Annotated in this window: 20 protein-coding genes and 3 tRNA genes; 7 read left to right on the top strand and 16 right to left on the bottom strand. The window is 68.8% G+C overall.

Annotated elements, in window-relative coordinates:
* Positions 1–81: 81 nt before the first annotated feature.
* The 15 genes from QSJ59_RS17855 to QSJ59_RS17785 form a co-directional block, all read right to left on the bottom strand.
* Complete coding sequence (locus QSJ59_RS17855) at positions 82–510, bottom strand: MaoC family dehydratase (RefSeq protein ID WP_285760747.1); 429 nt, start codon at positions 508–510, stop codon at positions 82–84.
* A gap of 12 nt (positions 511–522) precedes the next feature.
* Complete coding sequence (locus QSJ59_RS17850; RefSeq protein ID WP_285760746.1) at positions 523–987, bottom strand: MaoC family dehydratase N-terminal domain-containing protein; 465 nt, start codon at positions 985–987, stop codon at positions 523–525.
* A 210-nt stretch (positions 988–1,197) separates the two neighbouring features.
* Positions 1,198–1,362, bottom strand: a complete 165-nt coding sequence (gene rpmG / locus QSJ59_RS17845) for a 50S ribosomal protein L33 (protein WP_285760745.1) — start codon at positions 1,360–1,362, stop codon at positions 1,198–1,200.
* An 89-nt stretch (positions 1,363–1,451) separates the two neighbouring features.
* A tRNA-Met gene (locus QSJ59_RS17840) sits at positions 1,452–1,524 on the bottom strand.
* A 107-nt stretch (positions 1,525–1,631) separates the two neighbouring features.
* A tRNA-Thr gene (locus tag QSJ59_RS17835) sits at positions 1,632–1,707 on the bottom strand.
* Positions 1,708–1,834: 127 nt separating this feature from the next.
* Positions 1,835–3,916 (bottom strand): AAA family ATPase, encoded by a 2,082-nt coding sequence (locus QSJ59_RS17830; protein WP_285760744.1) that lies wholly within the window; start codon positions 3,914–3,916, stop codon positions 1,835–1,837.
* 114 nt (positions 3,917–4,030) lie between these two features.
* Positions 4,031–8,398, bottom strand: coding sequence for a TIGR02680 family protein (locus tag QSJ59_RS17825; protein ID WP_285760743.1), 4,368 nt, complete (start codon positions 8,396–8,398; stop codon positions 4,031–4,033).
* Between the two features lie 142 nt (positions 8,399–8,540).
* Positions 8,541–9,758, bottom strand: coding sequence for a TIGR02678 family protein (locus tag QSJ59_RS17820; RefSeq protein WP_285760742.1), 1,218 nt, complete (start codon positions 9,756–9,758; stop codon positions 8,541–8,543).
* Positions 9,759–9,836: 78 nt separating this feature from the next.
* Positions 9,837–10,547 (bottom strand): DUF2397 family protein, encoded by a 711-nt coding sequence (locus QSJ59_RS17815; RefSeq protein WP_285760741.1) that lies wholly within the window; start codon positions 10,545–10,547, stop codon positions 9,837–9,839.
* Positions 10,548–10,722: 175 nt separating this feature from the next.
* A complete protein-coding gene (locus QSJ59_RS17810) occupies positions 10,723–11,205 on the bottom strand; it encodes a hypothetical protein (RefSeq protein WP_285760740.1) in 483 nt (160 codons plus the stop codon).
* Positions 11,206–11,525: 320 nt separating this feature from the next.
* Positions 11,526–11,822 carry a hypothetical protein gene (locus QSJ59_RS17805; protein WP_285760739.1) on the bottom strand — a complete coding sequence of 99 codons (297 nt, stop codon included), beginning with the start codon at positions 11,820–11,822 and terminating at the stop codon, positions 11,526–11,528.
* A gap of 17 nt (positions 11,823–11,839) precedes the next feature.
* Positions 11,840–12,085, bottom strand: a complete 246-nt coding sequence (locus QSJ59_RS17800) for a hypothetical protein (protein ID WP_285760738.1) — start codon at positions 12,083–12,085, stop codon at positions 11,840–11,842.
* Between the two features lie 28 nt (positions 12,086–12,113).
* Entirely contained in the window at positions 12,114–12,350 is a 237-nt protein-coding gene (locus QSJ59_RS17795) for a hypothetical protein (protein WP_285760737.1), read from the bottom strand.
* Between the two features lie 75 nt (positions 12,351–12,425).
* The gene (locus QSJ59_RS17790; protein WP_285760736.1) at positions 12,426–12,659 is read right to left on the bottom strand and encodes a hypothetical protein; all 234 of its coding nucleotides are present in this window, start codon (positions 12,657–12,659) and stop codon (positions 12,426–12,428) included.
* A 596-nt stretch (positions 12,660–13,255) separates the two neighbouring features.
* Positions 13,256–13,337, bottom strand: a tRNA-Tyr gene (locus QSJ59_RS17785).
* A gap of 245 nt (positions 13,338–13,582) precedes the next feature.
* On the opposite strand from QSJ59_RS17785, the gene QSJ59_RS17780 reads away from it, so the two are divergent.
* Positions 13,583–14,080, top strand: a complete 498-nt coding sequence (locus QSJ59_RS17780) for a YajQ family cyclic di-GMP-binding protein (protein ID WP_285760734.1) — start codon at positions 13,583–13,585, stop codon at positions 14,078–14,080.
* A gap of 195 nt (positions 14,081–14,275) precedes the next feature.
* On the opposite strand, the gene QSJ59_RS17775 is transcribed toward QSJ59_RS17780, so the two are convergent.
* Positions 14,276–15,139, bottom strand: coding sequence for a M48 family metalloprotease (locus QSJ59_RS17775; protein WP_285760853.1), 864 nt, complete (start codon positions 15,137–15,139; stop codon positions 14,276–14,278).
* A gap of 504 nt (positions 15,140–15,643) precedes the next feature.
* Here QSJ59_RS17775 and QSJ59_RS17770 point away from each other — a divergent pair.
* The 6 genes from QSJ59_RS17770 (at position 15,644) to QSJ59_RS17745 (ending at position 22,478) form a co-directional block, all read left to right on the top strand.
* Complete coding sequence (locus QSJ59_RS17770) at positions 15,644–17,494, top strand: 2-oxoacid:acceptor oxidoreductase subunit alpha (RefSeq protein ID WP_285760733.1); 1,851 nt, start codon at positions 15,644–15,646, stop codon at positions 17,492–17,494.
* Positions 17,487–18,557, top strand: a complete 1,071-nt coding sequence (locus tag QSJ59_RS17765) for a 2-oxoacid:ferredoxin oxidoreductase subunit beta (RefSeq protein WP_285760732.1) — start codon at positions 17,487–17,489, stop codon at positions 18,555–18,557. Before QSJ59_RS17770 ends, QSJ59_RS17765 begins: the two co-directional genes overlap by 8 nt.
* A 93-nt stretch (positions 18,558–18,650) precedes the next feature.
* Positions 18,651–20,183 (top strand): fatty acyl-CoA synthetase, encoded by a 1,533-nt coding sequence (locus QSJ59_RS17760; RefSeq protein ID WP_285760731.1) that lies wholly within the window; start codon positions 18,651–18,653, stop codon positions 20,181–20,183.
* 149 nt (positions 20,184–20,332) lie between these two features.
* The gene (locus QSJ59_RS17755) at positions 20,333–21,121 is read left to right on the top strand and encodes a phosphatase PAP2 family protein (protein ID WP_285760730.1); all 789 of its coding nucleotides are present in this window, start codon (positions 20,333–20,335) and stop codon (positions 21,119–21,121) included.
* Between the two features lie 42 nt (positions 21,122–21,163).
* Positions 21,164–21,826, top strand: coding sequence for an SDR family oxidoreductase (locus QSJ59_RS17750; RefSeq protein WP_285760729.1), 663 nt, complete (start codon positions 21,164–21,166; stop codon positions 21,824–21,826).
* Positions 21,827–21,968: 142 nt separating this feature from the next.
* On the top strand, positions 21,969–22,478 hold the full coding sequence (locus QSJ59_RS17745) for a hypothetical protein (protein ID WP_285760728.1): 510 nt from the start codon (positions 21,969–21,971) through the stop codon (positions 22,476–22,478).
* The last annotated feature ends 187 nt before the right edge of the window (positions 22,479–22,665 follow it).

Below are 22,665 nucleotides of genomic sequence, written 5' to 3'. Positions count from 1 at the left end.
GGCGGTCACCTCTGGTCGGTAGAAATCAAGCACGCCGGCCCCGTCAGGACGCGGGACCGGCGGTCGGAGCGGCGGGGGCTGTCAGGCCAGACGCACGACAGCGGTGGAGCGCGCCAACACCTTGGCGCCCGCGGACCGGGCGGTAATGGCGACGACCACGCGGTTGTCGTCGCGCTTCTCGGTGACCACACCGGTCACCACGAGTTCGGCGCCCTTGTCGTCGTCGGGGACGACGACCGGAGCGGAGAAGCGCACCCCGTACTCCACGAGCGCGCCGGGGTCACCGACCCAGTCGGTGACGAGGCGTCCGGCCTCGGCCATGGTGAACATCCCGTGCGCGATCACATTGGGGAGCCCCACCGCTTTGGCGATGCGCTCGTTCCAGTGGATGTCGTTGAAGTCACCGGAGGCGCCCGCGTAGCGGACGAGGTCGAGACGGCGCACGGGGTAGGTCTGCTCGGGCAGTTCGGTGCCCACTTCGACGTCGGCGTAACGGACGTTGGCGGTCATGTGCCGGACTCCCTACTTCTGCTCGGCGGGTTCGGCGCCATCGCGCACGACGAGGAGGTTGCGCGTTGTCACGATGTGCTCGCCCTCCACAGTGGAGAGCTCGCTCTTTAGAGTGATGAGCTCGTTGCGCCCCAGGGATTTGATCTCGGTGATCGTGGTGACGCAGTTCACCACGTCTCCGGCTCGCATCGGGCGACTGTAGCTGAAGCGCTGCTCGCCGTGCACCATCATCGAGTAGTCCAGGCGCAGGTCGGGGTCGACGATCGCCTGCCCCGCCCCCTCCATCCCCATGATGATGGGAAAGGTCGGCGGCGCGATGACGTCGGCATGACCGGCGGCCTCGGCGCTGGCGCGGTCCCGGTAGACGGGGTTGGGGTCGGAGATCGCGTCCGCGAACTCGCGGATCTTCCCCCGGGTGACCTCGTAGGGCTGCGGGGACTCGTACACCCGTCCCAGAAAGTCGCGGTTGATCGCCATGGGCTCCCTCTCAACGCTTCGCTTGTGTCGTCGTGCCAGGCCACGGCCGGTGGAACGGACCCCCACACAGTAGTAGCCCGGTGAGCCGTTGGGCTCACCGGGCTACCGGTGCTTTCGACACTGCTTGCCGAACGGAAAAGGATCCGCTGCCGCCTGTAGGCCGTCGGGCCGCATCGCGCGCACGTGGGGCTACGCGAGGCACCCGAGGGGCTAGCGGGTCTCCTTGTGAGCGCGGTGCTCACGGCAGTTCGGGCAGTACTTCTGGAGCTCAAGACGGTCGGGGGTGTTCCGACGGTTCTTGCGCGTGATGTAGTTACGGTGCTTGCACTCCTGGCAGGCCAGGGTGATCTTCGGCCTCACGTCTGTGGCAGCCACGTTGGAGTGCCTTTCTCGCTGAGCAAACTACGAACACTGAAAAAGACCCGCGTTGACCCCTGAAAAACGATCAGGGGCCTCGCGGGTAGTAGCGGAGGCCGGACTTGAACCGACGACACAGCGATTATGAGCCGCTTGCTCTACCGACTGAGCTACTCCGCCTGGACCGGGATAACCGGACTCAACAGCAAGGTTACCCGAACCCGGCCGCTCCGGCGAATCACACTCCGCCGCCTACCCACCTGAGTGGACCGGGTTTCATCAAGTGGTGGAGCCCCTTTACGGAATCGAACCGTAGACCTTCTCCTTACCATGGAGACGCTCTGCCGACTGAGCTAAAGGGGCGCGCTCCTGCGGGTTTCCCTTGCGGGTTCCGCCGTTCGCGTTGACACGACTATAGCGTGACTTTGGGGTGCTCTGCCAAATCGGCGTCCCACCGAGGAGACGCCCGCGGCCCGGTGTCCGGGTGTCGTCAGTCCGCCACCCAGACGTTGGACATGGCGTCGCGCTGGATGGTCCGGATGGTCGCGGGCAGACCGAGTCTGCGCATGGCGTCGGGAAGCCGCGTGTCGTGGGTGAAGACGACGAGTTGACGGTGCCGGCCCACTTCGGCGAGCACCGCCGAGAGCCCTTCCACGGTCTCGGTGTCCATGGCCTGCACGGGATCGTCCAGGAGAAGGAAACCGAACGGGTTGCCCGGGGCGAGGGTGCGCGGCAGGCAGATGGACAGTGCCAACGCCTGGAACTCGCCCTGGCTGAGCAGTCCGGGCGAGTTTCCGGCGCCCTCGCTGCCGTCCACCGCGACGTCGACGGCCACTCTGCGCGAGGCGCCCCGGCCGACGAGGCGCAGTGCCTCCAGATCGATGTGGCGTTCCTGGCGCAATCGGGACCAGACCTTCTCCGCCTGCGCGGCCAGAGGGCCCAGACGCTCCTCGCGCAGCTCGCGGGCAAGTGCGGTGAACCAGTCCAGGGCCTGTACGGCCGGCGCCAGTGCGCTGCGCGCGCGTATGGCCTCGCGCGCGTCGTCGACCCACGCCGCCAGCTGCTCGGTGAGCTCGGCCCAGCCGTCGGTGGGATCGGTGAGACTCTCGGTTGCGGCCTTGCGCGCGGCGACCGCGGCCGTACGCAGCCGCCGCCCGACCGTTTCGACGTGGGTCGCCAACTCGCCCAGGTCGGTGATGGCGGTACCCGCCGCCCAGTCCGCCCAGATGCGCCCCAATTCGCTGTCGGGGGGCAACCAGCCCGGGGGCGGGGCGAGCAGGAACCGGGCCTGGTCCCGGGCGCTGTCCGCGCGCGCGTAGGCCGCCGCGGTGCTCGCGGCGATCGGCTCCAGTTTGGCGATCTCGGCGCGTGCCCGGTGCGCCCAGGCCGTTCCGAGGACCGACTCGGTGCCACACGTGGGGCAGTCCGCTTCCGCGGGATGGCGCTCGTGATGGTCGATGGCCTGCCTCAGGAGTTCGACCAGGCCGCGGGCCCGGGTGCCCTTGGTGCCCGAGGCCATGGCGATCTCCATGGCGGCACCGCGCAGCTCGTTGACGACGTCGCCGATGAGGGCCCGTTCCGGAACCGCCAGGCGGCGCAATCGGCGCAGGACCACCTGCTGGGCGGGGTCGCTGGGGCCGTCGTCGGCTGCCAGCGCCGCCAGGCGGTCGAGGTCGATGGAGGGTGCGGCCAGAAGGTCGCGGGCCCTACGGGCACGGGGGTCGGGGCTGGCGTGCAATCGCTCGACCAGGAAGGGAAGGTCGCGGCCGGGCCGGCCCTCGGTCTTCGCGAGACGGTCGCACGCCTTGGCCAGACGCCGTTCGGTCTCGGTGAGCTCGGTGAGTCCGAGCAGGGTGGTGAGGGTGTCGTAGAGCTCGGCCGCGCGCCCGGTGACCGTCCGGCCGAGTTCGTCGTAGGACAGAAAAGGGCGGTAGCGGGAGAGATCCTCGCCCCAGCCGAGGCTCGCCAGCGAACCGGAGCGTCCGTCGGGCAGGGAGACCTCTCCGCGTGCCGAACGGACGCTGTCGCCGTTCCAGGAGCGGGTGACGCGGGTGGGCCGCCGCTCCCCGGAGCGCTGGAGCTCCACGGTGATCTCGGTGCGGTCGTCGAAGTGCAGATTGCGCCAGCCGTCGCGCCAGGCGGTGGGCATACCGTCCCAGCGAAGGTTTCGGCCGGTCAACGCCGCCTCGACGGCTTCGGCGAAACTGGATTTGCCCGAGCCGTTTCGGCCGACGATCACGGTCAGGCCGGGCCCGGGCGGGAACTCCAGTGCGGCCGAGCGGCCGATGCCGCGAAATCCCTGTACTTCGACGCGGCTGAGGAAGCAGCGCCGCGCGTGCTGGACCGGTGCCACGGGTTCGTGGGGCTCGGGGAGATCGAGGGTCTCACCGCGGGCGCAGGCAGCCAGCGCCTCGTCGCCGTGCGCGGCTGCGGCGACCCACTGCCTGGCGGTGGCATCGAGGGGAGACCGCGCCAACCGGTCCAGGAGCAGCCCCGCGGGGGCGGTCGCCTTGCGGCGTCGCCTGGGGGGCTCTGCGGAGAACGCCGCTTGGGCCGTCGTAGCCGTCGTCACAACACCCGCTCCGTTCGTGGCCTCGCCTCTGCAGATTAGGGCAGATGGGGTGAAACGAGTAGGGCTATCGGCGAAGACAACCACTACCGGTCACCGCAGCGGGTGCGGCGAGAATCACACGCCGTTCAACCTGCGTCGATTGCCGTCCCAGGTGAAGTGCAGTGTGGCGATGCCCGGGACGGCCGGGTCCCGCAGGCACTCGTAGACGTGCAGCCGGGGCACGCTGGGGAAGCAGCCCCAGACGCGCTCGGATGTGAGGACGAAGTCGAGGTCGAGCTGGACGAGCATTCCCAACAGCCTGCCGTGGGTCGGTTCGTCGACCTTGGCGAAGGCGTCGTCGAGAAGGATGAGTCGTGGAGACTGCGGTGCCTCCAGGGCGAGTGCCCCGAACTGTGCTGCCGCGGCGGCGAATAGAACCAGATAGGCGATGACCCGCTGTTCCCCCTGGCTGAGCGCGGTGCGGTGGGTGAGGCGGCGCTCGCGCTCCGGGTGTGCGGCATCGGTGACGTAGACGGTGAAAGCAAACCAGGAGCGGTAGTCCAGGGCCGCTCGCAGTTGGGCACCGCCGACGGCAGTGGGATCGAGTCGACGGATGGCCTCGATACAGCGGCGCAGGGCATCGCGCAGCCGGGTGGTCTCGACCCGGGTTCGCTGCTCGGCGGGGCGGCGCAGCAGCGGGACCACCGCGTGGATATCGGCGTCGGCGTCGGGGGCCAACCGCCAGTCCAGGCGTACCCCCAGGCCCTGCGAGGTGGTGACGTCGCCCAGCACATCGTTCATCGTGGCGATGAGTTCGCGGGCCTCGTCGATCTGGCGGGAGAGGTGACCGGCGAGCTCACCGAGGAGGTGCCGTTCGTACGCTTCCTCCTCACGCACGGCAGCGGTCTCCTCGGCCTCGACGATGCCGGCGCTCAGGCGGTGGGCGTAGTCGGTGATGTCGTGTGCACCGTGGTCGTCGTGCACGGTGACGCGTTTCGTCCCCAGCGGCTCGGTGAGTTCGGTGCGGGCTCCGAGGACCGCGTCGTCGCCGAGGCGACGGTGCAGCTCCTCGCGACGCCGCAGGATCCCGCTGTCGTCGATGACGGGGAGGTCGGGGTAGGCGGCGAGGCCGGTCTCGATCTCGGCGACCAGTGCGCCCAGGGCCTGGACCCGCTTGGGGAGCTCGTCACCGCCGTCCTCGACCTGCTCAGCGGCGTCATAGGCGGCGATCGGGCCGGATTCCCCGGCCAGGCCGGCGAGCCCCGCGGCGGCGAGCAGAGCGGAGTCCGCGCCCCCCTCCGGGGTGGCGAGCATGGCACGCAGCCGGGCCCCTGCGTCCAAGGCACGACGAGCCTGCTCGGCACGCTCCAGGAGGGCGGTGTCGTAACGGGTTTCGGCGGCCACGCGGGCGTCGCGAGCACGCTGGGCCTCGCGTTCGAGCGCGGTCAGCGCATCGCCGGCGTCGTTCATCCGGGCACGGACCTGGGCGACGGCGGTTTCGATCTGGTCGGGGGCGGCGGAGCGGGCCCGATCGGTGAGCTCGGTCTCACGGCGCACGGTGATCATGTCGCCGATGGCTGCGCCGCGGGCGTCCTCGGAGAGGATCCGGGCCTCACGAGCGCGCTCCCACGCGACGGTGTGCTGGTGGTAGTCCTCAAGACGGACGGCCAGCGCTTCGAGATCGCGGTGGGCAGAGGCGATCTGGACGCGGAGCATGCCCAGGGCCGCCTGGACACCGGTGAGCTCGTCGCGGTCGGCCGGCAGTCCGTGTTCGAGCGCCGGTTCGACGAGTGCGGCACGCAGCGTCAGGGCGGTCTTGCGCGCGGTGTCGGCGGCGGAACGGGCTGCGGCGTGCTCGCGCACCGCAGAGGCGAGCCAGTCGCGGGCGTTGTCCAGGGCCGCCCACGCCGCGACGAGACCGCCCCCGGAGGGGACGGACCGGTTGACCCGGATCAGACTGTCATGGCGGTTCTCGATATCGCTGCGGCGCTCCAGGGCCTCGTCGAGGAGGTCCCTGGCCATTTCGATGCGGCGCTCGGTCTTGGCCCGGTTGCGTTTCAGGGTCTCGGCGCGGGCGGCCTCCCCGATGTATTCGGGGGCGGCCTTGCGGTGGGAGCCGGTGGCCACGCCGAGGCGCCAGCGGCCGTCGAGGCCGACGGAGTTGTCGGGGCGGCGGCGCGGGCTGCTGGGGGTGGTGAACCAGGACTCGGTCGGGGCCGCCTCGTCGGTGGTCGTCTCGGGACCGCCTTCGAGGCGGATGGAGCCGAGCAGGGCGATGACGGAGCCGCGTCCGATACCCGCTTCGGGTACGTCGAGAGGGACGAGCGCGTCGAGCAGGGTGGCGCCGCGGACGGGCTCCCCTGCGGTGAGCAGGAGGTCGCGTGTGTCGGGGTCCAGTACGGAGCCGTCGGGGGTGATGAGCCCGGCGAGGAGACCGGACGCCTCCAGGGCGGCCTCCAGGCCGGCCTGCTGTTCGGGGGCGAGGCCCTCGGCGAAGTCCACGGCCAGGTGCAGTGGGGTACCGGCCGCTCCGTCCCTGGGCGCGGTCGCCCAAGAAGGACGGGGGGCGGTGACGTACTCGGTGCCCGCGGCCTTGCGCTCGTCGAGGTCGTCCAGCTCAGCGGTGAGCTCGCGTTCCTCCCCGATGGCGGTGTCGCGGCGGTCCCGGAGCTCGTGCAGCAGGGGGTCGACGATGGCGTGGGCGTCGCGGGCGACGGACTCGGGGGTGTCGGCGGGCAGGACGCGCAGGGTGTCGTCGAGAGGGAGTTCGACGCGTTCCTCAAGAGAGGCGAGGGCCGAGGCCACTGCGGCGTCGGGGGCCGCGGCGCGCAGCGCGTTGCTCCAGTCCCGCACGTCAGCGGCATAGCCGGTGCTCGCTTCGCGCACGGCCTCGATGGCGGCGCGTTCGCGCATGCGGGCGCGCTCGACGAGATCGTCACCCCATTCGGCCTCGCTGTCCAGGGTGCTTTCCCGACGCTCGGCGGCGTCAAGCACGAGGGCACGCCGGTAGAGGTCGGCGACGGTGCTCTCACGTTCGAGGGCTTGGGCACCTGCGCGGCTGAGCCGGTCGTGCAGTCCCGCGAGTCGGGTGCGCAGAGTCGTGACCTCGATGCCGTTCACGGGCCGGCGCTCGACTGCCTGCTCCAACCCGTCGAGGTTGACCTGGGTGACGCTCTCCCGAGGGGCGAGGGTAACCCGCACCACCTGGGGGATCTCACCGATGGAGGCCGATTCGATCCCCGCGGTGCGGGCGGAGTCGCGGAGACCGACGTGCAGACGGCGCAGGGTTCCGATGCCGCGCTCGATCGCGGAGCTGTCGCCGGCCAGGCGGGCCTGGGCCTGCTGCTCGGCGGTGAGTGCGTGCTCGGCCGCGGACCAGGCGGCTTCGGCCGCACGGATGTAGGCCGATACAGCGGCGTAGCGGGCCTGCTGTTCGGCTTCTCCGGGCTCGGGGGCGCCGGTGCCGCCTTCGCTGAGTGTGGAGGCGTCGGAGGCGGCGGTGTCGCGGCTGCGCCGCAGCCGGTCGCGCTCCTCCTGGACGCTGCTCTCGGTGGAGACGAGGGCGTCGAGTTCGGTTTCGAGGCGGGAGAGTTCGGCGTCGCGCTCTTCGTAGGAGTCGATCTGGGCACGGACCTGGACGGTCTGATCGTGCAGGACACCGTGCAAATAGCCGCGGTAGTCCCCGAGAAAACCGCTGACCTGCTCTTCCGCTGAGCGCAAGGCGGTCAGACGGGCGCGGGCGGTGTCGAGGTCGGTGATGTTGCGGGCGACCTCGTCGAGGACAGCGTCGTCCATGGGCGGCAGCGCCTCGGCCAGCACGGAGACGAGTTCTCCGGCTTCCAGGCGCTCACCGACGGTGGGGCGGCGCAACCGGTAGAGGAGGTGGATGAGGTTGCGGTAACGCATGGGGTCGTCGAGGCCGAAGAGGTCGTGCATGACCCTGGCCCGGTAGCCCACGGCGGTGTCGTAACAGTTGTCGGGGCCGACCTCGGTGCGCAGCCGCTCGATGGGGAGGGGGTGTCCGTCCACGCTGAGCGAGAGGTCGTCACCGATGCGGCGATCGGTGACGAAGAACATCGCGCGGGCTTCGGGCTGGGCCGCCGAGGCGGTGATCGCCGCTCCGAGCGTGCGGGTGCGCGCTGCGCCGTCGGCTCCCCGCCCGCCGAACTCCACCCACAGGTACCCCAGGGTGGTGTCGCCGTCCTCGGGGACGGCATCGCCGCCGGACTCGGTGGCGGTGCGGCCCTCCAGCATGAGCCAGCGCAAGCTGGTCCGGCTGGTCCCCGTGGTGTCGAGTCGGCGGGCGTCGCCGTCGAGGAGGAAGGGCAGCAGCATTTCCAGCGCCTTGGACTTGCCGGCACCGTTGCGACCGCGCAGCAGCAGACGTCCGTCGGCGAACTCGAAGACGTGGTCGTCGTATTGCCAGACGTTGAGGATTCCGGCGCGCTGGAGCCGGTAGCGCTTGGGCCGGGTGATGACGGCGGGCTTGTCCTCGCTGCTCATCGACCCTCCTCCGTTTCGTACCGCCCGTCTGCGTACACGCCCCTGCCGACCGTGCGGCTGCCGGGGGTGCTGACATTGTCGCGGATGCGCGGGGCACTCTGGGCGGCCCCCCGGCGTGGATCGTGGTTGGCGGGCTCGGCGCTCATTCTGTTGGCTCCGTCGGCTCCGCGGTGCCCGGGGCGGGGATCCGGTAACGGGCGGCCGCGGCCAACAGCCGCCGGCCTGCGGTCGGCTCCTGCTCGGGCTGGTGGTCGATCAGGCGGCTGCGAGTGAGCAGATCCAGAATCCGTTCGGAAAGGTCGGCAGGGTCGGGGTTGTGGCTGAGTGCGGTGCGCGCCCAGCGCTTGGTCTCCGGGGCGTCGATCGCGGCGGCGAGTTCGGTGGCGAGCATGTCGGGAGGGATCGCGATGGCGTGGGTGAACGGTGGCGGGTCGAGGAGGGTGGCAAGGCGACCGAGCAGGGTGAGGGCGGCGTGGCCGACCGGACCGGTGCTGGGAAATCCCACGGAGTGCTTGGGCCCGCGGGCGTCGGCCGCATCGCTGGCGGGCATGATCAGCGCCACTCCCTCCGCACGGATCTCCGCCTCGCAGCCGAGGAGTTCACCGAGTTCGGCCACTGCGCGCCACTGGTGTCCGGCGAGCCGGCTGCGGTGTTCGGGACCGAGTTCTGCGCGGTAGACGACGCTGTTCTCGGCGAGGAGGCGGCGAAGGGTGAGCTCGGCGGCGCGGTCGTCCGGGGCGGTGGAGTCGTGTTGGACCAGGGCGACGAAATCTGTGGGGTCGGCGGTGGCATTGGGCGGGTGGGCCAGGATCCGGCCGGCGATCGTGTGGTCGACGTTCATGGCGACCTCGGCGGTGCCGTCCATGGCGTAGGCGTCGAGGCTCCCCTCGGGCACGGTGAGCGCCCCCCACTCGGTGAGTCGGACGAGACCGGCGGTGAAGGCCCGGCGCTCTCCCATCCTCCGCTCGGGGTCCAGGCGCAGCCCGGCCTCTGCGGCGGCCTCGCGTACCCCGGCGGCCAACTCGGCCACGGTGGTGCGGGCCGGTGAATCCGCAAGGGCGGCAAGGGTCAGCGCGAGGTAGGTGTAGGCCCGCGGGGTGAAGGGAGCTCCGCTGGTGCGCGGGAGGGGTGCGACGACCGCATCGACCAGGCCGGTCTTGACGAGTCGGGCATGGTCGTCGGCGACGGTGAGGTGATAGCCCAGGACCCGGTGAAAACAGCGGATGAGCCAGTCGGAGTGGGCGTGCACGAGGGGGAACTCGTCGGGATGGCTGCCCGTGGTGATGAGTGGATCCGCGAGCAGCCGACGGGCTGCCGCCTGGCGCTCGACGGTGAGCGCGATGTCCTCCTTGGCAGCCACGGTTGCCGTCACCTCCATCGGCTTGGGTGCCCGGGGCCGCCGGGCGGTCGTCACCCGCCCGGGACCGGGGCGGGATCGCTACTGGGGTCGAGCCGCGGAAGGCGGCGTCGGGTACCGGTTGGCGGAACCGGGGGTTTCAGCTTCGCCCGGCTCCTCGGGGGCGGGGTCTGCGGGGTCGGGTGTCAGCCGCGCGTACTCGGTGGCCTGCAGACGAAGCCCTTCGAGGGTGAGATCGCCGCCGGGCTGTCCGATGGTGAGGACCGCCTCCGGCGCATGGCGGACGTGCAGCCGGATGTCGAGTTCGAGGTCGCCGGCCGCGACCGGTCCGGCCGTGACGTCTGCGGATCCGAGTGCCGCGGTGAGAAGTTCCATGAGGACTTCGAGCGCCGATCCGGACAGCCGCAACCGTCCCTTTTCGGGGGTGAGCTCGGTGAGGACGGAGCGGGCTTCACCGGCTGCGGTGCGGCGCCAGTGCGCGGCCGCCTCTGCGGCGTCGCGCAATCGGGCCTGCTGGGCGCCGTGGTCTTCGATGGGGGCGAGCACTCCGCGGATTCCGGGCCGCACCGCCGAGGTATCGGCGGGCTGGGCCGCCCACCAGCTCGCGGCCGCGGCGATGGGGTCCTCGGATGTAGCGCCGAGGTGCCGGGCCGGCTGCATGGCGAAGGCCGCGGTCGCGATGCGGTGCGCGGTCGCACTGTCGGCGCCGTCGAACCAGGCGGCCAACCGCAGCAGTGCCGCCCGCCCGTGCGGCACTCCGGTGCCGCGGTCCTGGTTCACTGAGTCACCCACACCTCAGCAGACTAAAGACACTCGGGCGTTCCCGCGTCCCGAACCGACCGAGACACCGGCCACCCGCGTCCGAAACCCCTCCGGTTAACCGGGTTTCCCGGCCGGACAAGTTCCCGAACACAGAGCAGTGATGTGGGGGAGGCCGGCGGGGCGCATCCGCGCGCCTCCTTGCCGCCTACCCCTGCGGGAGCTGCAACCGTCCGGAGAACTCGTCGTATCCGACCTTCTCGTAGATCTTCTCCGGGAGCTGCTGCTCGATCTCGGGGAGCTCGTAACGGGTGTAGTAGCTGCGGCCTGCGACCTCTTGGGGGTCACTCAGGCGCACCGTGACCGGAAAGGGGCCTCCCCCGCAGTCCGGCGGAAGGCACCAGGTACCGGTGAGGTCGCCGCTGCCGGTGGCCTCGTCCGGCTCCCACGACGTCCATTCGATCTCGTTGAGGCTGGTGAACTCGGTGAGGACGAGCCCCTTCGGTTCCTGGTAGTCGGCTCCCTGCTCTGCCGACCAGGTGTTGAACACCCACACATCGGCCGCCTGTCCCCCTTCCGCGGGACTCGAGGTGGGGCCGGGAACGACCTGCGAGGGTGTCTGCGGTCCGCATCCGGTGAGCAGTCCCAGCGCGCACAGCCCCGCGATCCCCAGCGCGTTTACCCGTCCCACGGTCATTCCCCCAGCTGTCATCCACCGTCGGCCAACTCTTCCCGCAAGGCTAGACAGCAGGACCAGGGACGATCGGCCTCACCTGTCAGTAGCCACCCAAGTTCGGGGAAAGATTTGGCCGCTCGCACAGCCGCTTGCAATATGCCCGAAAAGGTCTTTTTCGGACGCAGCAAAAAGAGCTCCCCGACCCCCGCGCAATGGCGGGTGTCGGGGAGCTCCGGAGTTCGCTCGGGCGGGTCGGCGCCGCGACTGCCTCAACGAAGCACAGCCGCGGCCCCTGGCCCGCTCTCACGGACGATTCACCTCATGAGACCGACTACCTAGTAGCCGTAGTCTTCCTTGTCGTCCCCACCATGGTGGTGGCCGTGACCTCCACCGTGGTGGCCCTCGGCAGCCTGCAGCACGGTCTGGATCGGACCGTTGGTGCAGTCGCCCGTGGACTGCGGCGACAGCACCGGAACCGTGGCACCCAGAACAGCCACGTTGGCGTTGCAGACCGTGATCGGAACGAGCTGGAGGTTCTGGTTGAACGTCTGGTCCCCGGCGAGCGCCGGCGCGGCCGAGAAGGCCATGGCGGCACCGGCGATCAGACCGGCGACGGCAATCTTGCGCAGCATCGGAGAATCCTCTTTTGCTACTTGTTGATGGTCGTCTGGATCGGACCGTTGGTGCAGTCGCCCGTGACCTGCGGCGACAGCACCGGAACCACGACACCGACGACGGCGCCGATGTTGGCGTTGCAGACGGTCGCGGCGACGGCCTGGAGGTTCTGGTTGTAGTTCTGGTCGCCGTGGTTGTGGCCGTGGGCCAGCGCCGGGGCGGCGGAGAAAGCGAGGGCGGCACCGGCGATCGCGGTGGCGGCAACAATCTTGCGCAGCATGATCAAAAGCTCCTAGAAGAAGTTCGCGTTAGTTGACGACGGTCTGGATGGGGCCGCTGGTGCAGTCACCCGCGAACTGCGGCGACAGGACCGGGACCACGACGCCGATCGCGGCACCGACGTTGGCGTTGCAGACCGCGGCGGAAACAACCTGGAGGTTCTGGTTGTAGTTCTGGTCGCCGTGGTTGTGGGCCAGCGCCGGGGCGGCGGAGAAAGCGAGGGCAGCGCCAGCAATGGCGGTGGCGGCAGCGAACTTACGCAGCATGGTAATTCCTAACAATGAAAAAGAGCGAAAAGTAAAGAGAGATCGTGTTGGCCGATTAAGAGGCCAGCGGTACTGCTAGTGGCCAACCTGGGTCTGGATGGGACCGTTGGTGCAGTGGCCGGTCGTCTGCGGAGAGAGGATCGGCGCGGTGACACCCAGGACGGCGATGTTGGCGTTGCAGACCGTGATGGGCACGACCTGGAGGTTCTGGTTGAAGTGCTGGTCTCCGGCGTTGGCAGGAGCAGCCATCAGCACGGCGCCCATCGCGGCGCCGGCAATAAGCCCAGCAGCAGCCAGCTTCTTGATCATCAAATTCCCCTGAGAGAAATTAGCAAGGATTCAATTGACGCCGAGCGGCGCCCGATGTCCGCGGTGGACTAAGGCAATCATTGACCATGGCCAGGATTTTTGTCAACGCCAAAATGCAAGAAATCAATATGTCTGATTCGCTCTTTAAAGACCATTGCGTAGAGAAAAACATAAAAGGCCCCGGCGACATTTAACTTTATTTTCCGGCTTTTTTGCCGTGTCGTGCAAAAGCACCCTCCCCAGGGCAGCACAGGACAGACCTGGACACTCTCCGAGCATGGATGACGACACAGAGTCACGAATTTCTTGAAACTCGGTCACGCACCGTCCAGCGTGTCGCTACTGTGGGTAGTGCACCTTCGGGGTCAAGCGGCCGCATCACGCGCGTGCGCGTGTTACGGACATGCCCTAATCAAGGGCCCCATCCCTGCCCCGGACGACAAAAGACCAGGCAGCAGGAGTGCGGGGTGAATTAATGCCCGGCGCAGGACATCGATTACCCGGGCCTGGATACGGTGCACGGTAACTGTTCTTGCGCGCGAAGCACGGGGGACAACGAAAAGGCCCCCGGACCGTGAAGTCCGGAGGCCGTTCGGTGGCAGGTGTAGGGTTCGAACCTACGTAGGCTGAGCCGGCAGATTTACAGTCTGCTCCCTTTGGCCGCTCGGGCAACCTGCCTGGGATTACGTGAACCGCTTGCGCGTGCCGCGTATGAATAGAGAATAGCGGACACCGGCGCAGACGCGAAATCGATTGGCACATCTGCGCCGCAGGCCGCTGAGGACGGGCTCGTGCGGGCGCCCGGCTAAGCTCGGTCACTGCCGCGGCAGGGCCGTGTCGCTACCGGCTGGCCGCGATCCACAATGAGCCGTGGGCCGCCCAAGAGAGCCCGGCTCGAAACCACAACGGGGGTGCGAGCACACGTGGCCGCTGAATCCAGCTTCGACGTCGTCTCCAAGCTTGACCGGCAGGAAGTCGACAACGCCGTGAACCAGACCGGCAAGGAGCTCTCCCAGCGCTTCGACTTCAAGGGGACGGGGTCCACCATCGACTGGTCCGGCGACCAGGCGGTGGAGATCCGATCCAGTTCCGAGGAGCGCGCCAAGGCTGCTCTTGAGGTGTTCAAGGAGAAGCTGATCAAACGCGGGGTCTCCCTGAAGACCCTGGACCCGGCAGAGGAACCGCGGGTCTCCGGCAAGGAGTACCGGCTGCCGATCTCGCTCAAGGAGGGCATCAGCAGCGAGGACGCCAAGAAGATCTCCAAGATCATCCGGGACGAGTTCCCCAAGGGCGTCAAGGCGCAGATCCAGGGCGACGAACTGCGGGTCAGCTCCAAGAAGAAGGACGAGCTCCAGTCCGTCATCACCCTGCTCAAGGGGACCGAGTTGGATGTCGCCCTGCAGTTCGTGAACTTCAGGTAGTCGGTGCGGCCCCACCGTCGGTGCAGCACACGTGTGGTGCACCGACGGTGGGTCGTGACGGGTCCGGCCCGCGCCGCCCTTCCCTTGGGGCGGGAGGCACGGGTCGGGGAGTGCCGCGCCTTCGACAATTGGTCGGACGCAGCTCCCCCGGCTGGTGGGCCGCCGCTTCTGTCGGCGCTGCCCGACGGGAACGGTTCAGGTGGTTCCCCACTCCTTCGCGAGCGCGCGCAGGCGTCGGATCCGCTCCGGGGTGGGCGGATGCGCCGCGAAGAGCCGGCCTTCCCCGCTCTTGGGGAAGGGGTGGGCGATCATCAGGTGGCTCGAGGTGAGCAGGCCGCGCTCCGTGGGCAGGGGGTGGGTGCGCGCCCCGACCTCGATCTTGCGCAACGCATTGGCCAGGCCGATCGGATCACCGGTGAGACGGGCCGCGTCCTCGTCCGCGCGGAACTCACGGCTGCGGCCGACGGCTCCCCGGACCAGCATCGCGGCGATCGGGCCGACCACGAGGAAGAGCAGTCCGCTGAGCAGCCCCGGTCCGTCGTCGTCGTCGGCGTCACCGAGCGGCATCAGGATGGCCAACGCCGTGAGCGAGACGATGATCATCGCGAGCATCGCGGCGATGGAGCACAGGATGGTGTCGCCCTTGCGGATATGCGCGAGTTCATGGGCGATTACCCCGCGAAGCTCCCGCTCGTTGAGCAACGACAGCAGACCGGTCGTGCAGCAGATCACGGCCCGGCGGCGGCTGCGTCCCGCGGTGAAGGCGTTGGGCGCAACCGTGGGCGACAGGTACAGCCGGGGCATCGGCTGGCGTGCCTCCGTGGCGAGCTCGCGCACCACCCGGTAGAGGTCGGGGCGTTCGATCTCGCTGATGGGCCGGGCATGCATGGCGCGCAGCGTCATGGTGTCACCGAAGAAGTAGACGAGGCCGTTGACCACGATGGCGGCGACCAGACCGAGCTGAAGCCCCAGCCCTCCCGCACACATCCAGCAGGACAGAACCAGCAGGCCGGAGAGGCCCGCGAGCAGTCCCGCCGTGAAGAGCGCGTTGTAGTGCAGGGTCACCACGGCCCTCTCTCCTCGTCTTCGGCGCGGCCCTCCTCCAGGCCCGTCCACCGTTACAAACGTCTGAGTCGGGGTCCAGCGTTCCCGTGACCCAGCGGTGAAGTTCACGTACGTGCACGAGGTGCGGGCGGTCTCCCGATCACCGGTGTCCCCTGTCCCGCTCACCGCGGAGAGGGAGCACCTATAGTTCGGATGTGACGTTCCTTACGCTCCCTGCGGCTCCTGGCCACCTGCCCGTCAAGCGGGTGTACATGGATCTGCTGCACATCAACGGCGGTCTCTGTCCGCGTTGACCGCCCTCCGGGCGCACCGCCGATGACCGGTGCGCCACATCCCGTCTCTTCACCCGACAAGCGACCCCGCGGGTTCATAGGGTGCAAGAAGCACGATCCATAGCCGGCCGGGCAGCCGCCCGGTTGGCGAAACCGTAGCGAAGCCGAGGCAACCCTGAACCGCCGCGCCGCGCGCGGCGGCTTCCCGAGGAGGTCGGCAATCTCAGTGCCCAAAGAGGTCCAACGACTCGATCGCGTCATCATCCGCTTCGCCGGGGACTCCGGCGACGGCATGCAACTGACCGGTGACCGGTTCACCCAGGAAACCGCATCCTTCGGCAACGACCTTTCGACTCTTCCGAACTTCCCCGCCGAGATCAGAGCCCCCGCCGGCACCCTGCCGGGGGTGTCCAGCTTCCAGCTGCATTTCGCCGACCACGACATCATGACCCCCGGGGATGCCCCCAACGTACTGGTCGCGATGAACCCGGCGGCCCTCAAGGCCAACGTGGAGGACGTCCCCAAGGGCGAGACGATCATCGTCAACACCGACGAGTTCACCAAACGCGCCCTGACCAAGGTCGGCTACTCGGCCAATCCGCTCGAAGACGGCTCCCTTGCCGAGTTCAAGGTGAGCGCCGTGCCGCTGACCTCAATGACGGTCAAGGCGCTGGAAGAGTTCTCGATCTCCAAGAAGGACGCGGAACGGGCGAAGAACATGTTCGCTCTTGGGCTGCTGTCGTGGATGTACAACCGGCCCTCCGAGGGCACCCTCGGCTTCCTGCGTGCCAAGTTCGCCAATCGGCCCGACATCATGTCCGCCAACATCGCGGCGTTCAAGGCCGGCTGGAACTTCGGCGAGACCACAGAGGATTTCGCGGTCTCCTACGAGATCAGGCCGGCCGCGCTCCCTCCGGGCACTTACCGCAACATCACCGGCAACACGGCATTGTCCTACGGACTGATCGCGGGATCGGAGCTGACCGGTCTGCCGTTGTTCCTGGGTTCCTACCCGATCACCCCTGCGTCCGACATCCTGCACGAACTCTCCAAACACAAGCGGTTCGGTGTACGCACCTTCCAGGCGGAGGACGAGATCGCCGGCGTGGGAGCAGCGCTGGGCGCATCGTTCGGCGGTGCGCTGGGCGTCACGACCACCTCGGGCCCGGGCATGGTCCTCAAGGCCGAGACGGTAGGGCTGGCGGTGATGACCGAGCTTCCGTTGATCGTCATCGACGTGCAGCGCGGTGGCCCCTCAACCGGTCTTCCCACCAAGACCGAGCAGGCCGACCTCCTGATGGCGCTGTACGGTCGCAACGGCGAGTCGCCGGTTCCGGTACTGGCGCCGTGCTCGCCGGCCGACTGCTTCGCCATCGCGATCGAGGCGGCACGCATCGCCACCCGGTACCGCACACCGGTGATCGTGCTGTCGGACGGCTACTTGGCCAACGGCTCGGAGCCGTGGCGGCTTCCGGAGGTCGCGCAGCTGCCCGACCTCTCGGTGCGTTTCGCCTCCTCCCCCAACGGTCCCGAGGGCGAGTTCCTCCCTTATCTGCGCGACCCCGAGACCCTGGCCCGTCCGTGGGCGGTTCCGGGAACGGCAGGTCTGGAGCACCGGATCGGCGGGATCGAGAAGAGCGACCGCACCGGCAACATCTCCTACAGCCCCGCCAACCACGACCTGATGGTGCGCACCCGCCAGGGCAAGATCGACGGGATCGCGCGCGACATCGACCGGCTCGACGTGGATGATCCGAGCGGTCGGGCCAAGGTGCTGGTCCTGGGGTGGGGCGGCACCTTCGGGTCGATCGGCGCGGCGGTGCGCCGGGTCCGGCGGGCCGGTGGCGAAGTCGCCCAGGCGCACCTGCGCCATCTCAATCCCTTCCCCGAGAATTTGGCGGATGTGCTGGGCGGTTACGAGCGTGTGCTCGTCCCCGAGATCAACCTCGGACAGCTGGCGCTCCTGCTGCGCGGCAAGTTCCTGGTGGACGCCATCAGTTACACCAAGGTCCGTGGCCTGCCGTTCAAGGCCGAAGAACTGGCAGGGGTGCTCCAGGAGGTCATCGACAATGTCTGAGCAGACCGGCGGGCACCGCGAAGGGCCCGCGTTCAAGGGCCTGAAGCTGGTCCCGGTGAGCGACGAGCAGTACACGATGAAGGACTTCAAGTCCGACCAGGAGGTGCGCTGGTGCCCCGGCTGCGGGGACTACGCCGTCCTGGCCGCGTTCCAAAGTTTCCTGCCGGAGCTGGGCGTCCCGCGGGAGAACATCGTCATGGTCTCGGGGATCGGCTGCTCCTCCCGCTTCCCCTACTACTTGACCACGTACGGGATGCACTCCATCCACGGACGCGCCCCGGCCGTGGCGACGGGGCTCGCGGCCAGCCGGCCCGACCTGTCGGTGTGGGTGATCACCGGCGACGGCGACGGACTGTCCATCGGCGGCAACCACCTGATCCACGCGCTGCGCCGCAACGTCAACATCAACATCCTGATGTTCAACAACCGCATCTACGGGTTGACCAAGGGCCAGTACTCCCCCACTTCGGAGCCGGGCAAGATCACCAAGTCCTCTCCGATGGGCTCGCTGGACGCCCCCTTCAACCCGGTGTCGCTGGCGCTGGGCGCCGAGGCCACGTTCGTGGCGCGCACCCTGGACTCCGACCGCAAGCACCTCACCGGCGTACTTCGCGCCGCGGCCGACCATCAGGGCGCGTCGTTCGTGGAGATCTACCAGAACTGCCCGATCTTCAACGACGACGCCTTCGCCCCCTTGAAGGACCCCGGACAGCGCGACCTGAGGCTGCTGCGCATGGAGCACGGCGAGCCACTGCTCATCGGCGAGGGGCGCGGGGTGGTCCGGGGCGAGTACGGGGAATTGGGGGTGTCCGAGCTTTCGGGGGCGGATTCCGCGCGGGTGGTGCGCCACGACGCGCACCGCGCCGATCCGGGGTACGCGTTCGCGTTGTCCCGGCTGGACTACCCGGCTTTCGAACACGTGCCGATCGGTGTCTTCCGCGACGTGGAACGGCCCAGCTATGACGAGCTGATGCTGGAGCAGCTCACCGAGGCGGAGACCGTCCAGGGCCGGGGCGACCTCGCCGCGCTGTTGGCGGGCGGCGACACCTGGACGGTGGACTGACCGCGCCCTCCTGGCGGCCCGACAGGTCTCGACCTAGGTTGGGGTGTGCGTCGCATCACATCGGTGGCGCGCACCCGGACCTGGAGGACAGGCATGACCGTTGGACTTCCGGCGCAGGCGAGCACGGTGGACGGGGTGCTGCGCCGGTCGGCGGCGCGCTTCCCCGACCGGACGGCACTGCGGTTCGCCGACCGGTCCTGGACCTATGCGGAACTGGACATCGGCGTCAGCCGAGTGGCCGCGTGGCTGCTCGGACTGGGTTTGGCCAAGGGCGACCGGGTCGCCGCCTACGGCCGCAACTCCGACGCCTACGTCCTGGCGTTCCTTGCCTGCGCCCGAGCGGGCCTGGTGCACGTGCCCATCAACAACAGCCTCACCGGGGACGAGCTGTCCTACCTGTTGGCGCAGTCGGGCAGTACCGTGCTGCTGGCCGACCCGTCGTTGGCAGGAGAGGTCGAGCGGATCAGGTCCCGGGTACGGGTGCGCGACGTGCTGGCGCTTCGCTCGGCCCCGGAGTCGGCCCTGGAGGTCGCACGGGATCCAGGAGCACCCGGGTCGGTGAACGTGGCGGTCGGTGACGCCGACCTGGTCCAGCTGCTCTACACCTCGGGCACGACATCGCGCCCCAAGGGCGCGATGATGAGTCATCGGGCGCTGGTGCACGAATACCTGAGCTGTGTTCAGGCACTCGACCTCTCCGCCGCGGACCGGCCGCTGCACGCGCTGCCCCTATACCACTCGGGGCAGATGCACGTGTTCCTCATGCCGTCCCTCATGGTGGGGGCGGTCAACGAACTGGTGGAGGAGCCCGAGCCGGGGGACCTCCTGCGCCGGCTCGCTTCCGCGGGCATCACCTCGTTCTTCGCCGCGCCTTCCGTGTGGATGGCGTTGGTCAACCATCCGGACTTCGCGACCCGCGACCTGTCCGGGCTGCTCAAGGCGTACTACGGAGCGGCCGTCATGCCGCTCCCGATTCTGCGTCGACTCAGGGAGCGCTATCGGGGAATCGGGTTCTACAACTGCTTCGGGCAGAGCGAGATCGGTCCGTTGGCGACGGTACTGCGGCCCGAGGAACACGTCGAGGGGCGGATGGAGTCCTGCGGAAGGCCGGTCCTGTTCGTCGAGGCGCGACTGGTGGGCGAGGACGGTGCCGATGTGCCGGTCGGGCGGACCGGGGAGATCGTCTACCGGTCCCCGCAGTTGTGCGACGGCTACTGGGGCAGCCCCGCCGAGACCGAGCAGGCGTTCGCCGACGGTTGGTTCCGCTCCGGGGACCTCGCCCGATGCGATGACGCGGGTTACTTCACGATCGTGGACCGGTTGAAGGACGTGATCAACACCGGCGGCGTCCTGGTGGCGTCGCGCGAGGTCGAGGACGTTCTCTACCGGCACGGCGCGGTGGCGGAGGCGGCTGTCATCGCCGTGCCGGACGAGAGGTGGGGCGAGGCGGTGACGGCCGTCGTGGTGCTGCGGGAGGCCGCCGAGGAACAGGAGTTGATCGACTTCGCCCGTCAACACCTGGCGGGTTTCAAGGTGCCCAAGCGTGTGCACGTGACCGACGCACTGCCGCGCAATGGGAGCGGGAAGTTGTTGAAGCGCTCGCTGCGCGACCTGTACACCTCATGAACTGGTTGAACGCGGTGGAGCCGCCGCTGGGTGGCGGGTCGGCACGGCCACGTCATGCCACCGACGTCGAATGTCCGTTCCATCGCAAATTTCGCTTTTATTCGTCGAGATGCCTTACTCCCGTGGGAAACCGGTAATCTCTTCGACTTGTGACCCTCGATTCAGCTGACTTCGACTCGACCGTCCGCCGTCGCTCCTCCCGCCGTGGGTACGAGGACGACCATGACAGTGAACCCCGTGCGCGCACGCACGAATCGGGCAGTCCTCTTCCGACCAACCGGGCGGTGCTGGGCCTGACCGTGGCCGTGGCGCTGGTGCCCTTCCTGGCCCTGAGCGCCCTCGTCACCGGTGGCTGGTCACCGTTGCTCACCGCGGACGCCACGATCGCCGAACGTCTTTACGAACGGGTGCACCCCGACCCGGCCTTCGCCCACGGACTGGAGATCTGGACGGAGCTGTTCGGCACCTGGGCGATGCGGATCGTCTCGCTGTTGGCCGCTGCCTGGCTGGTCTTCCGGCGCCAGTTCGCCACTGCGGCGTGGGCGTGCGCGGCGGTGTTCACCGCCAACCTGCTGGGACTGGTCGTCAAGTTGACAGTGGATCGCGCCCGGCCCGAGTTCGCCGACCCGATCCTGGTCGGGGTGGGCCCCTCCTTCCCGTCCGGACACGCTCTGATGGCGACGACCGGCATGGGAATCGCACTGTTCGCGGCACTGCCGCTGCTCCGGGGCGCGATGCGTCATGTGGCGTGCTGGGTGGCGATCGGGATCGCGATGAGCACCGCACTGAGCCGCCCGATGCTCGGTGTGCACTGGTTCAGCGACATCTTCGCCGGGGTGAGCCTGGGGATCGTGGCATTGGCGCTGACCATGCTGGCCTGGACCTACCTGCCGCCCGTGGCACGCCGTTGGGACCGCGAGTCCGCCAACTGGCGCTGAGTCCTGCTGCGCCTTTGGTCGATCACCACGTAGCCTGCGGGTATGCGTATCGTCATCGCCGGAGGCCACGGAAAAATCGCACTGCACCTGGAGCGGCTTCTGGCCGCTCGGGGTGACTCTCCCGTCGGCCTCATCCGCAACCCCGACCATGCCGACGAACTGCGCGCGATAGGCGCGGAACCGGTCGTGATCGACCTGGAGTCGGCCACCGTCACCGAGGTCACCGAGGCGGTCATGGGCGCCGACGCGGTGGTGTTCGCCGCGGGTGCCGGCCCAGGCAGCGGTGTGGCCCGCAAGGACTCCGTCGACCGCGCCGCCGCCAAGCTGTTCGCAGACGCGGCGACTCTGGCCGGGGTTCGCCGTTTCCTCATGGTCTCGGCCATCGCCGTGGACGACGGCCCCTCTCCCGACGCCGAACCCGTGTGGGCGGCCTACGTCAACGCCAAGAAGGCAGCCGACGACGACCTTCGGGAGCGCTACCTGGAGCTCGACTGGACGATCCTTCGTCCGGGCGGCCTGACCGACGATCCGGGAACCGGGCTGGTCTGGCTTGCGCCCAAGGTTGAGCGGGAGCAGGTGTCGCGCGAGGACGTCGCCGCGGTGCTGGTGGCACTGCTTGACGCACCCGCCACGATCGGACACGTGCTGGAACTGGTCGGGGGCAATACTCCGATCAGGGACGCGGTGACTGCCGTCGGCCGGTAGTCCTCCCCCTCATTCAGTGGCCGGGAGGGGCCGCCAGAAGGCATCATGGACAGAGACGGCCCTGCGGGTCTTCTCCGCGATCACCGCGGACGAACAGCAGCGCTGCGAAGCGCGACAAGGGCAGATGGGTACGGTTGGACAGATGAGCGTCACACAGGTCGTGAGAGACAGCACTGTCGTCGAGCACGCCAAGGTCGCCGCGCAGCAGAAACGCAAGATGTTCGTGGTGCAGTTGCGCGTCAACACCTATGACGACGCTTCAAGCAGCGTCCGGCCGGGCCTCACCAGAATCCTTGAGGGGATCGAGGAGGCCGGCTGGCGCCTGGACCAGACCTCCTACAGCCAGAACAACAACGGTGAGCCCGCCCAGCTGTTCGTGTTCCGGCCCGCGCCCGTGGAAGAGGACCGGCCCGAGCCGGAGGCCGCCGCGCAGGAGCAACCGCCGACCAACCAGCAGTCCGGGCAGCAGCAGGCGTACCAGGACCCCTACGCCGGCTACCAGTACCCGCCGGGACAGCACTACGACCAGCACGGGTACCCCCAGCAGCAACAGCAGTACCCGGGATACGGCCAGCAGCAGGGATACCCGCAGCAACAGGGGTATCCGGGCTACGGCCAGCAATATCCGGGGTACGGCCAGCAGCAGTGGTGACGGCCCCGAGCGGTGGTGGCCCGGTTTCCGAGAGGAGCCGGGCCACCACCGGTTCCGGGGCCGTCGGCCTGTGGTGACGATGACCGTGCCCGACCGGTCCGGGCGACCTGTGTCGTACACGGTCGCCGTGACCGACCGGTCGTCCGCCCGGGTATTTTGGCTACGGCCGGCGCGGGCCCGGGCGGGC

This window comes from Nocardiopsis ansamitocini, assembly GCF_030268225.1.
GTDB classification, from domain to species: Bacteria; Actinomycetota; Actinomycetes; order Streptosporangiales; family Streptosporangiaceae; genus Nocardiopsis_D; species Nocardiopsis_D ansamitocini.
The sequence above is the reverse complement of the archived record's forward strand: the minus strand, read 5'-3'. Positions and strand labels throughout refer to the sequence as shown.